Origin of the sequence: Pseudomonas sp. NA-150, assembly GCF_044336365.1 — a bacterium.
In the GTDB taxonomy this organism is placed as follows: Bacteria; Pseudomonadota; Gammaproteobacteria; order Pseudomonadales; family Pseudomonadaceae; genus Aquipseudomonas.
Genome location: NZ_CP172305.1, coordinates 1013602 through 1027138, shown reverse-complemented (window position 1 = coordinate 1027138; position 13537 = coordinate 1013602). Strand labels below are relative to the sequence as shown.

Here is a 13537-nt window from a genome sequence, read left to right as displayed (position 1 = left end):
TGGCAATACGCGACATTTGCTTATACCATCGCGCCTTCCCTATTCGTCGCCACGTGCGGCTTTCGCCGCAGGTCTCGCCTGTTTTCCCGATAAAACCCGGCTTTGAGTATCTGCGGTCTGTTGCAAAAAGGTAGTTAATGATGAGCGCAAGGCACTTTCTCTCGATGATGGATTACACGCCAGAAGAGCTGGTTAGCGTGATTCGTCGCGGCGTAGAGCTGAAGGACCTGCGAAATCGCGGTGTACTCTTCGAGCCACTGAAAAACCGGGTTCTCGGAATGATCTTCGAGAAATCCTCGACTCGTACCCGTGTTTCCTTCGAAGCCGGCATCATCCAGCTCGGTGGCCAGGCGATCTTTTTATCGCCGCGTGACACTCAATTGGGTCGTGGCGAGCCGATTGCCGATGCCGCGCGCGTGATGTCGCGCATGGTCGATGCGGTGATGATTCGCACCTATGCGCACAGCAATCTGCTCGAATTTGCCGCTCACTCCAACGTACCTGTGATCAACGGCCTGTCCGATGATTTGCATCCGTGCCAGTTGCTGGCCGACATGCAAACCTTCCTCGAACATCGCGGTTCGATCAAAGGCAAGACCGTGGCCTGGATCGGCGATGGCAACAACATGTGCAACAGCTATATAGAAGCGGCGATCCAGTTCGACTTCCAACTGCGTGTCGCCTGCCCGCAGGGTTACGAGCCGAATCCTGAGTTCGTCGAGCTGGCCGGTGATCGCGTGGTCGTCGTGCGTGATCCGAAGCAAGCCGTTGCCGGCGCGCACCTGGTCAGTACTGACGTCTGGACCTCCATGGGTCAAGAAGAAGAAACCGCCAAACGCCTGGCCCTGTTCGCGCCTTATCAGGTGACCCGTGAGTTGCTTGATCTGGCGGTCGAGGACGTGCTGTTCATGCACTGCCTGCCGGCGCACCGTGGCGAAGAAATCAGCCTCGACTTACTCGACGATCCGCGCTCCGTCGCGTGGGATCAGGCCGAAAACCGCCTGCACGCGCAAAAAGCGCTGCTCGAATTCCTCGTCGCGCCAGCCTACCGTCCCGAATGACTCAGGCTCTACTGTTGAACCTGCGCAATCTGGCGTGCGGGTATCAGGATCAACGTGTGGTGCAGGACCTCAACCTGCACCTCAACGCGGGTGATATCGGCTGTCTGCTAGGCCCTTCCGGTTGCGGCAAAACCACCACATTGCGGGCCATCGCCGGTTTTGAGCCGGTGCATGAAGGCGATATCAGCCTCGCTGGCGAGGTGATTTCTCGCGCGGGTTTTACCCTCGCACCGGAGAAACGCCGAATCGGTATGGTGTTTCAGGATTACGCACTGTTCCCGCACCTGAGCGTCGCCGAGAACATCGCCTTCGGCATCCGCAATCACCCGCGACTACAGCAGGTGATCGACGAAATGCTGGAGTTGGTCAATCTCGGAGCCTTGGGCAAACGCTACCCCCACGAACTGTCCGGTGGTCAGCAGCAGCGCGTCGCATTGGCCCGTGCCTTGGCGCCCGAACCGCAACTGCTGCTGTTGGACGAACCTTTTTCCAACCTTGATGGCGAACTGCGTCGGCGCCTCAGCCACGAAGTGCGCGACATCCTCAAGGCCCGTGGCACCAGCGCCATTCTGGTTACTCACGACCAGGAAGAAGCCTTTGCCGTGAGTGATCAGGTGGGTGTGTTCAACCAGGGTCGGCTTGAGCAGTGGGATACGCCTTACAACCTGTATCACCAGCCGCTGACGCCTTTTGTCGCGAGCTTTATCGGGCAGGGCTATTTCATTCGTGGCCAACTCGCCAATGCGCAGTCAGCGCACACCGAGCTGGGCCTGTTGCACAGCCAGCAGCCGCACAGCGGAGCCAGCGGCAGCGCGGTGGACGTGCTGTTACGGCCTGACGATATCGTTTACGCGCAGGACAGTGCGCTGAAGATGAGAGTCAAAAGCCGAACCTTCCAGGGCGCCTCGACGCTTTACCGTCTGCAAACGCCCAGTGGCGGACAGCTTGAAGCGATCTTTCCGAGCCATGCCGAGCATTCAGCGGGCGACGAGGTGGGGATTAGGGTGAAAGCTGAGCATGTGGTGTTTTTTCAAACGCCATAGGCTGTAGGAGCGGGCTTGCCCGCGATGGCGGTGTCGCAGATATATCGCGATTGCGGGCAAGCCCGCTCCTACAGATCTTGTTCAACCGAGCAGCAACGTCCCCTTCGCCACCAGCTTCGCATACCCGCCGATCTTCACCCGGTCACCTTCCAGGCGACAAAACAACTCGCCACCCCGAGCCGAACACTGGTACGCGGTCATCCCTAGTTTGCCGAGACGATTCGACCAGTAGGGGATCAGGCTGCAATGGGTCGAGCCAGTGACTGGATCCTCGGGAATACCGATGCCCGGCGCAAAGTAGCGCGAGACGAAATCATGCTGATCGCCCTTGGCGGTGACGATCACCCCCGGCCAAGGCAAGCGCGCCAATGCCACCATGTCCGGCTTGCACTCACGAACCGCTTGCTCGGACTCAAGCAGCACCATCAATTCCGCTGAACCGAAGACATCGACAATATCGACACCCAGCGCCTGCTCCAACTCCACGGTCACGCCCACATTGGTTGGCACCATCGCCGGGAAGTCCAACAGCAAGCGACTATTTTCCCGGGTAACGCTCAAGGCACCCGTCTTGCCGATGAAATCAATGCGCTCGGAGGGTTCGCCGTAGACCTCAAACAACACGTGGGCGCTGGCCAGTGTGGCGTGGCCGCACAGCGGGACTTCAGTGGTCGGGGTGAACCAGCGGATGTGCCAGCCTTGGACCTCGCGCACCAGAAACGCGGTCTCCGCCAGGTTGTGCTCAGCCGCGATGCGTTGCATCAAATCGTCCGCCAACCAACTGTCGAGCCGATAAACCATGGCCGGATTACCACTGAACGGGCGATCACTGAAGGCGTCGACTTGGTGAAATTCAAGCTCCATAAGCGGGAAACCTTGTGGTGATTCGAGTAGAGGTTGATGCCCAGCATGCACGCCGAGTGAAGCCACCGCCAGTGACAGAGTCCGCAGTTATCAACAATACAGTGCGTTATGCGCGGCCGATTTCGGCAAAAATGCCCTGGGTGTGTTGCGCCAGTATCGCCGCCGACAGCTCGACTTCCAGGCCCCGGCGCCCGGCGCTGACGAAGACGGTGGCGAACGGCTGCGCAGACTCATCGATAAAGGTCCGCAGGCGCTTCTTCTGCCCCAGCGGACTGATGCCGCCGAGCAGATAGCCTGTGGCGCGCTGGGCGGCTGCCGGGTCGGCCATTTCGGTTTTCTTCGCACCCGCGGCATGCGCCAGTGCTTTCAGGTCCAACGTGCCCGCGACCGGCACCACCGCCACCAACAGCTCGCCCTTTTCCGTGGCCGCCAACAGGGTCTTGAACACTCTGGCAGGTTCCAGCCCGAGCTTTTCCGCCGCTTCCAGACCGTACGAAGCCGCCTTCGGATCGTGTTCATAGCTGTGGACATGGTGCTCGGCGCGAGCTTTTTTCAGTAAATCCAATGCGGGGGTCATGCAGCTCTCCAAAGGCGCTGGACGTTGAAAACGGTGTGCCCACTTTAAAACATCTGCTGCTAAAACACCCCATCGGCTGCGAAGCTCAGGCGATCTCCAGCTTATCCCATAAAACCCGCCTGGAATCGTACCTGTCGTTCGCTTTCGACCTTTGACAGTATTCCTTAATGTCTATATTTTTTCGATAACGAATATTTAGCACCCGAGAGGTGTTGCTGATCGCTGTTTACGCTGTACCCCGCGCGAGATTTCAGACCTAAACTAATGGCTCTTTAGTGCAAGGCAGTCGACATGACCGACACACAGAATAAGAATTACATCATTGCCCTTGACCAGGGTACGACCAGTTCCCGTGCGATCATTTTCGACCGCGATGCCAACGTGGTCAGTTCCGCACAGAGCGAGTTTGCCCAACACTATCCACAGCCTGGTTGGGTCGAACATGACCCGATGGAAATCTTCGCCACCCAGACTGCGTGCATGACCAAAGCACTGGCACAAGCCAACCTGAGCCACGCCCAAGTCGCGGCGATCGGCATAACTAACCAGCGCGAAACCACTGTTGTCTGGGAGAAAGACAGCGGCCGGCCGATCTACAACGCCGTAGTCTGGCAATGCCGCCGCAGCACCGAGATCTGCCAGCAGCTCAAGCGCGACGGCCACGAAGACTACATCCGCCAGACCACCGGCCTGGTCACTGACCCGTACTTTTCCGGCACCAAGCTCAAGTGGATCCTGGACCACGTCGAAGGCAGCCGCGAACGCGCACGCAAGGGCGAGCTGCTGTTCGGCACCATCGACAGCTGGCTGATCTGGAAATTCACCGGTGGCAAGGTGCACGTCACCGACTACACCAACGCCTCGCGCACCCTGCTCTTCAACATCCACACGCTGGAGTGGGACGCGAAGATGCTTGAGCTGCTGGATATTCCGCGGGAAATGCTGCCGCAAGTTCGCAGTTCTTCCGAGGTCTACGGCGAAAGCAAGAGCGGCATCCCCATCGCCGGTATCGCAGGCGACCAGCAATCCGCGCTGTTCGGCCAAATGTGCGTGGAAGCCGGCCAGGCTAAAAACACCTACGGCACCGGCTGCTTCCTGTTGATGAACACCGGTAAGAAGGCCGTGCAATCGACCCATGGCATGCTCACCACCATTGCCTGTGGCCCTCGGGGCGAAGTGGCTTACGCATTGGAAGGCGCAGTGTTCAACGGTGGCTCGACCATTCAGTGGCTGCGTGACGAACTGAAACTGGTCAACGATGCATTCGATACCGAATACTTCGCCAGCAAGGTCAAGAACAGCAACGGTGTCTACCTGGTGCCCGCGTTTACCGGTTTGGGCGCGCCGTACTGGGACCCCTATGCACGAGGCGCGTTGTTCGGTTTGACCCGTGGGGTCAAGGTCGACCACATCATTCGTGCCGCGCTGGAGTCCATCGCCTACCAGACCCGCGACGTGCTGGACGCCATGCAACAAGACGCCGGCGAGCGCCTGAAGTCCCTGCGGGTAGACGGCGGCGCGGTGGCCAACAACTTCCTGATGCAGTTCCAGGCCGACATCCTTGGCACCAAGGTCGAACGCCCGCAAATGCGTGAAACCACGGCCCTGGGCGCCGCCTACCTGGCCGGCCTGGCCATCGGTTTCTGGGGCAGCCTGGACGAATTGCGCAGCAAAGCGGTGATCGAGCGTGAGTTCCAGCCGCAATGCGACGATGCAGAAAAAGAGAAGATGTATGCCGGCTGGAAGAAAGCCGTGGACCGCACCCGCGACTGGGAGCCCCACGAAGAAAGTCACTGATTCGATGCCCGCATGCAGGTGCGGGAAGCAGGCGGGGGCACCATTCATTAGCTGACAGGTGCGACCGGCCTGCGGCATCATGGAGGCCATTTGCACGGCAGCCTGATAGGAAAATCAAAATAATGAATCTGCCTCCCCGTCAGCAGCAGATCCTCGAACTGGTGCGCGAACGTGGTTACGTCAGCATCGAAGAAATGGCTCAGTTGTTCGTCGTGACCCCGCAAACCATTCGCCGTGACATCAATCAATTGGCGGAAATGAACCTGCTGCGGCGCTACCACGGCGGCGCGGCCTATGACTCCAGCATTGAAAACACCGCTTACGCCATGCGTGCGGATCAGATGCGCGATGAAAAACAACGGATCGCCGAAGCCATTGCCGCGCAGATCCCTGATCACGCCTCGTTATTCATCAATATCGGCACCACGACCGAGTCCATCGCTCGTGCGCTGCTCAACCACAACCACCTGAAGATCATCACCAACAACCTGCACGTGGCCTCGATCCTCAGCGCCAAGGACGACTTCGAAGTCCTGCTGGCCGGCGGCAATGTGCGGCGTGACGGCGGCGTCGTGGGTCAAGCCAGCGTCGACTTCATCAATCAGTTCAAGGTTGACTTCGCCCTGGTGGGCATCAGCGGTATTGATGAGGACGGCAGCCTGCTGGACTTCGACTATCAGGAAGTACGCGTTTCCCAGGCGATCATCGCCAACGCGCGGCAAGTGATATTGGCCGCCGACTCCAGCAAATTCGGGCGCAATGCCATGGTGCGACTGGGGCCGATCAGCCTGATCGATTGCCTGGTGACCGACCATGCGCCGGTCCCGGCGCTGATGCACTTGCTGACCCAGCACAAGATTCGCCTCGAAGTGGTTTGATTTGCCCATCGCACATCCCTTGTAGGAGCTGCCGCAGGCTGCGATCCATCGGCCGGAAGGCCGTTCCGGTCTTATCGTCTCCTACAGGACTTCTGTACGCCCCTCGCTAAAAATGTTCGATTTTTTTCCTTTTATTATCAATACCCTCCAAATTTTCAATGATTGGCCGCTAGCGACCCCTTTCTTATTGCGCTACTATTTTCGATATTGAACATAAATGTTCGAATTCGCCATTCGAAGATATGCACAGAGGCCGTCAGATGTCCCAGTCAATCTTGCCCGCGCCACCGCTTTCCGAGGTCTATGACATTGCCGTCATTGGCGGTGGTATCAATGGCGTCGGTATTGCCGCGGACGCAGCCGGTCGCGGTTTGTCGGTGTTCCTGTGTGAAAAGGACGATCTGGCCAGCCATACCTCGTCGGCCAGCAGCAAGCTGATCCACGGCGGTTTGCGCTATCTCGAACATTACGAATTCCGTCTGGTGCGTGAAGCGCTGGCCGAGCGTGAAGTGCTATTGGCCAAAGCGCCACACATCGTCAAACCGATGCGCTTTGTTTTGCCGCACCGCCCGCACCTGCGTCCGGCCTGGATGATTCGTGCCGGCTTGTTCCTTTATGATCATTTGGGCAAACGCGAAAAGCTGCCGGCCTCGCGCAGCTTGAAATTCGGCAACGACAGCCCGCTGAAATCGACCATCACCCGCGGTTTCGAATACTCCGATTGCTGGGTCGACGACGCTCGCCTGGTGGTGCTCAACGCCATGTCGGCCCGGGAAAACGGTGCGCACATTCACACCCAGACCCGCTGCCTTAACGCCAAACGCAGCAAGGGCATGTGGCACCTGCACATGGAACGCGCCGACGGCGGCCTGTTTTCGATTCGGGCCAAAGCACTGGTCAACGCGGCCGGGCCTTGGGTGGCCAAGTTCATCCGGGATGACCTGAAACTCGATTCGCCATACGGCATCCGCCTGATTCAGGGCAGCCACCTGATCGTGCCGAAGCTGTATGAAGGCGAAAATGCGTTCATCCTGCAGAACGAAGATCAGCGCATCGTGTTTGCCATTCCATACCTCGAACACTTCACCATTATCGGCACCACAGACCGGGAATATCAGGGCGATCCAAGCCAGGTGGCGATTACCGAAGGCGAAACCGATTACCTGCTGAAAGTGGTCAACGAACACTTCAAGAAACAACTGAGCCGCAGCGATATCCTGCGCACCTATTCCGGCGTGCGTCCGCTGTGCAACGACGAATCGGATAACCCGTCAGCGATTACCCGCGACTACACGTTGTCGCTGTCGGGCGGCGCTGGCGAGGCACCGATTCTGTCGGTCTTCGGCGGCAAGCTGACCACCTATCGCAAGCTGGCTGAATCGGCCATGGCGCAACTGGCGCCGTTCTTCACTCAGATGAAACCGAGCTGGACCGCCACCGCCAGCCTGCCCGGTGGCGAGGACATGACCACGCCGCATGCGCTGGTCAATCAACTGAAAACCCGTTTCGACTGGCTGCCGATTGAAATCGCCCGGCGTTGGGCGCGGACTTACGGCAGCCGTAGCTGGCGCTTAATGGAAGGCGTGCAGACTCTCGCCGACATGGGCGATCCTTTGGGCGGCGGCCTGTACACCCGCGAGGTCGATTACCTGTGCAGCGAGGAATGGGCGACCCACGCCGATGACATTCTGTGGCGCCGCAGCAAGCTGGGGCTGTTCACCACGGCTGAAGAACAGGCGCGGGTGCAGGACTACCTGAACACCGTGGCCCGTCATAAAAGCACCATCGAAGCGGCCTGATCACGTGTGGCGGGGCGTCGGGAACGAAGCCTTCGCAGGCAAGCCTGCGAAGACTGTGTGACAGGCACGGAAGCATTACCTGACAACCGCGAATTACCTACCGGCGACTTCCCCCGCTCCGCCATTCGGAATCCCGAACGCGCAACAGCCATTAGTTCGGACAACCGGACGCGGCCAATTGCCATCTCGCTATATTTAAAAATAAAACCCTTAAAAATCAACATATTAGTCGGTTTCACGTGCTTGGCATGAGTCATGCTCTACACTTTCCGTCGAATGCGTCGACCGTAGCGTGCGCCTCAGGTTGAGCCGCCGTTGAGGTATTCGCAGATTTGAGAGGACCTTCTTTCCGGTCCCATAAAAAAAACAAATTCGAGGAAACACTGATGCGCATCGTTCCCCATCTTTTGGGCGCAGCAATCGCTGCCGCTCTGATCACCACTCCAGTTTTCGCTGCTGAACTCACCGGCACACTGAAGAAAATCAAAGAGTCCGGCACCATCACCCTCGGACATCGCGACAGCTCGATCCCGTTCTCTTACATCGCTGACGCGTCCGGCGTTCCGGTTGGCTACTCGCACGATATCCAACTGAAAATCGTCGAAGCCATCAAGAAAGACCTGGACATGCCTGACCTGAAGGTCAAGTACAACCTGGTCACTTCGCAGACCCGTATCCCGCTGGTACAGAACGGTACTGTCGACGTTGAGTGTGGCTCCACCACCAACAACGCCGAGCGCGGCCAGCAAGTCGACTTCTCGGTCGGTATCTTCGAAATCGGCACCCGTCTGCTGAGCAAGAAAGGCTCCGAGTACAAAGACTTCGCGGACCTGAAAGGCAAGAACGTCGTGACCACCGCTGGCACCACGTCCGAGCGCATCCTCAAATCGATGAATGCCGACAAGCAAATGGGCATGAACGTGATCTCGGCTAAAGACCACGGCGAGTCGTTCCAGATGCTGGAATCCGGCCGCGCGGTCGCGTTCATGATGGACGACGCCCTGCTCGCAGGCGAAATGGCCAAGGCTAAAGTGCCAACTGACTGGGCTGTGACCGGTACGCCACAATCCTACGAAATCTATGGCTGCATGGTTCGCAAGGACGACCCTGCGTTTAAGAAAGCCGTGGATGACGCCATCGTCGCGACCTACAAGTCTGGCGAAATCAACACTATCTACGCCAAGTGGTTCACTCAGCCGATCCCGCCGAAGGGTCTGAACCTGATGTTCCCGATGAGCGACCAGCTCAAAGCGTTGATCGCCAACCCGACCGACAAGCCGGCTCCTGACGTCAAGATTTAAAGCACTGGCTACTCTTCCACCTGAACGCGCCCACGCGCGGTCAAGTGGAAGAAGGTGCCTAAGAATCGATTCAACTGAGGGGAGACCCTGATGAACTACAACTGGGACTGGGGCGTATTCCTCAAGTCCACCGGCATCGGCAACGAAATCTATCTGGACTGGTACCTTACCGGCCTGGGCTGGACCATCGGTATCGCCGTCGTCGCCTGGATCATCGCATTGGCACTGGGCTCGGTGCTCGGGGTCATGCGGACTGTGCCAAACCGCTGGGTGTCTGGCATCGCCACGGTCTACGTGGAAATCTTCCGTAACGTTCCACTGCTGGTACAGCTGTTTATCTGGTACTTCCTGGTACCCGATCTGCTGCCCGCTGGCTTGCAGGAATGGTACAAGCAAGACCTTAACCCAACGACCTCAGCGTTTCTGAGCGTCGTGGTGTGCCTGGGTCTGTTCACCACCGCACGGGTGTGCGAACAGGTGCGAACCGGTATTCAAGCGTTGCCGCGCGGACAGGAGTCCGCTGCACGCGCCATGGGCTTCAAGCTGCCGCAGATCTACTGGAACGTACTGCTGCCTCAGGCTTACCGGGTGATCATTCCGCCGCTGACCTCGGAATTCCTCAACGTCTTCAAGAACACGTCCGTCGCCTCGCTGATCGGTCTGATGGAGCTGCTCGCGCAAACCAAGCAGACCGCCGAGTTCTCCGCCAACCTGTTCGAAGCCTTCACCTTGGCAACCCTGATTTATTTCACCTTGAACATGGGACTGATGCTGTTGATGCGCCTGATCGAGAAGAAAGTCGCGGTACCCGGCTTGATCTCTCTGGGGGGTAAATAATGGACTTCAGTGGAATTGTTCCCGCCCTGCCCGGCATGTGGAACGGCATGATCATGACCCTGCAATTGATGGCGCTGGGTGTCGTCGGCGGCATCGCACTCGGCACCGTTCTGGCGTTGATGCGTTTGTCGTCGAGTAAGTTGCTGGCCAACCTGGCCGGCGCTTACGTGAACTACTTTCGCTCGATCCCGTTGCTGCTGGTGATCACCTGGTTCTACCTGGCGGTGCCCTTTGTGCTGCGCTGGATCACTGGCCAGGACACCCCGATTGGCGCGTTCACCTCGTGCCTGATCGCGTTCATGATGTTCGAAGCCGCGTACTTCTGCGAAATCGTGCGGGCCGGTGTGCAGTCCATTTCCAAAGGCCAGATGGGCGCAGCCCAGGCCTTGGGCATGAGCTACGGGCAAATGATGCGGTTGATCATCCTGCCCCAGGCGTTTCGCAAGATGACCCCGCTGCTGTTGCAGCAAAGCATCATTTTGTTCCAGGACACCTCGCTGGTGTATGCCGTCGGCCTGGTGGACTTCCTCAATGCCTCGCGCTCCAGTGGCGACATCATCGGCCGGTCCAATGAGTTCCTGATCTTCGCCGGTCTGGTGTATTTCGTGATCAGCTTTGCCGCCTCGCAGCTGGTGAAGCGTCTGCAAAAAAGGTTTGCCGTATGATTTCCATCAAGAACATCAACAAGTGGTATGGCGACTTCCAGGTGCTGACCGATTGCAGCACCGAGGTCAAAAAAGGCGAAGTGGTGGTGGTTTGCGGCCCATCGGGTTCCGGCAAATCGACGCTGATCAAGTGCGTCAACGCGCTGGAACCCTTCCAGAAGGGTGACATCGTGGTCGACGGCACGTCGATCGGAGATCCCAAGACCAACCTGCCGAAACTGCGCTCACGCGTCGGCATGGTGTTCCAGCATTTCGAACTGTTCCCGCACCTGTCGATCGTTGAAAACCTGACCATCGCGCAGATCAAAGTGCTGGGTCGCAGCAAGGAAGAAGCCACCGACAAAGGTCTGAAGTTGCTGGAGCGTGTCGGCCTGTCCGCGCACGCCAACAAGCATCCGGGCCAGCTTTCCGGTGGTCAGCAACAACGTGTGGCGATTGCCCGTGCGCTGGCGATGGACCCGGTGGTCATGTTGTTCGACGAACCGACCTCGGCCCTTGACCCGGAAATGGTCAACGAAGTGCTCGACGTGATGGTGCAGCTGGCCCACGAAGGCATGACCATGATGTGCGTGACCCACGAAATGGGCTTCGCCCGTAAAGTGGCGAACCGGGTGATCTTCATGGATCAAGGCCACATCGTTGAAGATTGCGAAAAAGAAGAGTTTTTTGGTGATGTCACTGCACGCTCCGAGCGCGCTCAGCACTTCCTTGCCAAGATCCTGCAGCACTAAGTAAAACCGGCTGTCCGTGCCTGCCAAAAAGGGGCACGGACAACTGGTCGGTCCAGGACGACTGTGATGAAATGCGACACCAAAACCACCCGCGCCGCCCCGCCATCACTCGCCGTGAAACCCCGCCTGATACGCCACCTGTTTCTGCCCCCGTTGGTCATCCTGCTGATGGTCGCGCTGGGCTATGTCAGCTATCTGGTCAGTGAACACAACGGTATTCAGGCCCTGAGTGAAAATGGCCAGCGTCAGCTTGAGCTGCATGCGCGCACGGTTGAAAGCGAAATCAGCCGCTACACCTACCTGCCGAGCGTGCTCGAGCTCGAAGGCAATGTTTCTCGTCTGTTGAAAGATCCGACGCCTGAGCTGCGTCAGGACGTCAACGACTACCTCGAAGGCCTCAACCGCCGCAGCCGCAGTCGGGCGATCTATGTGCTCGACACCTCCGGCCGCGTGCTCGCCACCAGTAACTGGCGCGACGCCGACAGTTACCTCGGTGAAGACCTGTCGTTTCGCGCGTATTTCCAGGACGCCGTGCGCGGTCTGCCCGGACGTTTCTATGGCATCGGCAGCACCACCGGCGAAGCCGGCTACTACCTGGCCCACGGTCTGGAAGAACACGGCAAAATCATCGGCGTCGCTGTGATCAAAGTGCGTCTCGAAGCGCTTGAGGAACGCTGGCAGCGTGCGCGCCTTGAGGCCTACGTCACCGACGAAAACGGCATCATCATTCTGTCCAGCGACCCGACCCGCCGGCTTAAATCCGTTCGCCCGCTGACCCCGGAAATCAAAGAGCGTCTGGCCCGCAGCCTGCAGTATTACTGGTGGCCACTGATCGAACTGCAGCCGTTGGCCCGTGAAACACTGGCCGAAGGCGTCGAGAAGCTGACCTTCCCCGCCAACAGCAGCGTCGACCCAAGCCACAGTGAGGTCAGCTACCTGGCGCAGACCCGCCCGCTGAGCGATACACCCTGGCATTTGACGTTGCTCACGCCACTGGAAGAACTGCGCAGCGAAGCCGCCCGCCAAGGTATGTTGGTCGCGGTGGTCTGTGCGCTGGTGGCGTTTTTGCTGATCGCCTGGAACGAGCGACGCAAAGTGATCGCCACCCGACTGGCTGCCCGCGAAGCCTTGCAGGAAGCCAACGACGAACTCGAACGCAAGATTGCCGAGCGCACCGCCGATCTTCGCGCCAGCAACGAACGCCTCAAGGGCCAGATTCGTGAGCGACGTCAGGCCGAAGACACTTTGCGTCACGCCCAGGATGAACTGGTTCAGGCCGGCAAACTGGCCGCCATCGGCCAGATGTCCACCAGCATTGCCCATGAGCTGAATCAGCCACTGGCGGCGTTGCGCACCTTGTCCGGCAATACCGTGCGCTTCATCGAGCGCGGCGCCTTTGATACCGCCACCACCAACCTGCGCACCATCAACGACCTGGTGGATCGCATGGGCCGGATTACCGCCAGCCTGCGTGCCTTCGCCCGACGCGGTGACGACAAGGGCATGGCCTCGTTGCGCAAAGCCGTCGACGCCGCGCTGCAAGTGCTCAACGGTCGACTGGAAAACTTCCATCTCGATCTGCATGAGCAGTTTGACGACGTCGCACTGATGATTGACCAGACACGTCTGGAGCAGATTCTGGTCAACCTGATCGGCAACGCCCTGGACGCGATGCAATCGCAACCGCTGCCCGAGCTCTGGCTGGAGGGCGCTGTGGTCGATGGCCGCTATCGCCTCGACGTCCGCGACAATGGCCACGGCATTGACCTCGACGCGCGCAAGCACCTGTTCGAACCCTTCTTCACCACCAAGCCCGGCGAACAAGGCCTGGGGCTGGGGTTGACCCTTTCGGCCAGCCTCGCCGCCGCTGCTGGCGGTAAACTCAGTGCAGAACATCCGCCCGGTGGTGGCACCGTGTTTGTCCTGTGCCTGCCGCTGGTCAACGCCCCGCACTCCCGTGAAGCCGAGCCGATATGAATGAGCC

At 58.9% G+C, this 13537-nt stretch carries 12 protein-coding genes; 10 read left to right on the top strand and 2 right to left on the bottom strand.

Annotated elements, in window-relative coordinates; translation table 11 throughout:
* The first annotated feature begins 140 nt into the window (after positions 1 to 140).
* The gene (gene argF, locus ACF0H7_RS04950) at positions 141 to 1061 is read left to right on the top strand and encodes an ornithine carbamoyltransferase (protein ID WP_397451680.1); all 921 of its coding nucleotides are present in this window, start codon (positions 141 to 143) and stop codon (positions 1059 to 1061) included.
* Positions 1058 to 2104 carry an ABC transporter ATP-binding protein gene (locus ACF0H7_RS04945; RefSeq protein ID WP_397451679.1) on the top strand — a complete coding sequence of 349 codons (1047 nt, stop codon included), beginning with the start codon at positions 1058 to 1060 and terminating at the stop codon, positions 2102 to 2104. The genes argF and ACF0H7_RS04945 overlap by 4 nt, the downstream gene beginning before the upstream one ends.
* Positions 2105 to 2185: 81 nt before the next feature.
* Here ACF0H7_RS04945 and ACF0H7_RS04940 read toward each other — a convergent pair whose 3' ends face one another.
* On the bottom strand, positions 2186 to 2968 hold the full coding sequence (locus ACF0H7_RS04940; RefSeq protein WP_397451678.1) for a PhzF family phenazine biosynthesis protein: 783 nt from the start codon (positions 2966 to 2968) through the stop codon (positions 2186 to 2188).
* Between the two features lie 106 nt (positions 2969 to 3074).
* Positions 3075 to 3545, bottom strand: coding sequence for a Cys-tRNA(Pro) deacylase (ybaK, locus tag ACF0H7_RS04935; RefSeq protein WP_397451677.1), 471 nt, complete (start codon positions 3543 to 3545; stop codon positions 3075 to 3077).
* 291 nt (positions 3546 to 3836) lie between these two features.
* On the opposite strand from ybaK, the gene glpK reads away from it, so the two are divergent.
* The 8 genes from glpK to ACF0H7_RS04895 all read left to right on the top strand — a co-directional run bounded on the left by glpK (position 3837) and on the right by ACF0H7_RS04895 (position 13530).
* Complete coding sequence (gene glpK / locus ACF0H7_RS04930; RefSeq protein WP_397451676.1) at positions 3837 to 5342, top strand: glycerol kinase GlpK; 1506 nt, start codon at positions 3837 to 3839, stop codon at positions 5340 to 5342.
* 122 nt (positions 5343 to 5464) lie between these two features.
* On the top strand, positions 5465 to 6220 hold the full coding sequence (locus tag ACF0H7_RS04925; protein ID WP_397451675.1) for a DeoR/GlpR family transcriptional regulator: 756 nt from the start codon (positions 5465 to 5467) through the stop codon (positions 6218 to 6220).
* Positions 6221 to 6480: 260 nt separating this feature from the next.
* Positions 6481 to 8019: a glycerol-3-phosphate dehydrogenase gene (gene glpD, locus ACF0H7_RS04920; RefSeq protein ID WP_397451674.1), complete on the top strand. Its 1539-nt coding sequence runs from the start codon at positions 6481 to 6483 to the stop codon at positions 8017 to 8019.
* A gap of 386 nt (positions 8020 to 8405) precedes the next feature.
* Positions 8406 to 9320 (top strand): glutamate/aspartate ABC transporter substrate-binding protein, encoded by a 915-nt coding sequence (locus ACF0H7_RS04915; protein WP_397451673.1) that lies wholly within the window; start codon positions 8406 to 8408, stop codon positions 9318 to 9320.
* A 90-nt stretch (positions 9321 to 9410) separates the two neighbouring features.
* The gene (locus ACF0H7_RS04910) at positions 9411 to 10157 is read left to right on the top strand and encodes an amino acid ABC transporter permease (RefSeq protein ID WP_397451672.1); all 747 of its coding nucleotides are present in this window, start codon (positions 9411 to 9413) and stop codon (positions 10155 to 10157) included.
* A complete protein-coding gene (locus tag ACF0H7_RS04905; RefSeq protein ID WP_397453832.1) occupies positions 10154 to 10822 on the top strand; it encodes an amino acid ABC transporter permease in 669 nt (222 codons plus the stop codon). Before ACF0H7_RS04910 ends, ACF0H7_RS04905 begins: the two co-directional genes overlap by 4 nt.
* Positions 10819 to 11553, top strand: a complete 735-nt coding sequence (locus tag ACF0H7_RS04900) for an amino acid ABC transporter ATP-binding protein (RefSeq protein ID WP_397451671.1) — start codon at positions 10819 to 10821, stop codon at positions 11551 to 11553. The genes ACF0H7_RS04905 and ACF0H7_RS04900 overlap by 4 nt, the downstream gene beginning before the upstream one ends.
* 66 nt (positions 11554 to 11619) lie before the next feature.
* A complete protein-coding gene (locus ACF0H7_RS04895; RefSeq protein ID WP_397451670.1) occupies positions 11620 to 13530 on the top strand; it encodes an ATP-binding protein in 1911 nt (636 codons plus the stop codon).
* The last annotated feature ends 7 nt before the right edge of the window (positions 13531 to 13537 follow it).

Bases quoted from the DNA above. Each gene is read 5' to 3' on its own strand.
- glpD (WP_397451674.1), top strand. From the start codon at position 6,481: ATGTCCCAGTCAATCTTGCCCGCGCCACCGCTTTCCGAGGTCTATGAC.
- ACF0H7_RS04945 (WP_397451679.1), top strand. From the start codon at position 1,058: ATGACTCAGGCTCTACTGTTGAACCTGCGCAATCTGGCGTGCGGGTAT.
- ACF0H7_RS04915 (WP_397451673.1), top strand. From the start codon at position 8,406: ATGCGCATCGTTCCCCATCTTTTGGGCGCAGCAATCGCTGCCGCTCTG.
- ybaK (WP_397451677.1), bottom strand. From the start codon at position 3,545: ATGACCCCCGCATTGGATTTACTGAAAAAAGCTCGCGCCGAGCACCAT.
- ACF0H7_RS04925 (WP_397451675.1), top strand. From the start codon at position 5,465: ATGAATCTGCCTCCCCGTCAGCAGCAGATCCTCGAACTGGTGCGCGAA.
- argF (WP_397451680.1), top strand. From the start codon at position 141: ATGAGCGCAAGGCACTTTCTCTCGATGATGGATTACACGCCAGAAGAG.
- ACF0H7_RS04940 (WP_397451678.1), bottom strand. From the start codon at position 2,968: ATGGAGCTTGAATTTCACCAAGTCGACGCCTTCAGTGATCGCCCGTTC.
- ACF0H7_RS04910 (WP_397451672.1), top strand. From the start codon at position 9,411: ATGAACTACAACTGGGACTGGGGCGTATTCCTCAAGTCCACCGGCATC.
- glpK (WP_397451676.1), top strand. From the start codon at position 3,837: ATGACCGACACACAGAATAAGAATTACATCATTGCCCTTGACCAGGGT.
- ACF0H7_RS04895 (WP_397451670.1), top strand. From the start codon at position 11,620: ATGAAATGCGACACCAAAACCACCCGCGCCGCCCCGCCATCACTCGCC.
- ACF0H7_RS04900 (WP_397451671.1), top strand. From the start codon at position 10,819: ATGATTTCCATCAAGAACATCAACAAGTGGTATGGCGACTTCCAGGTG.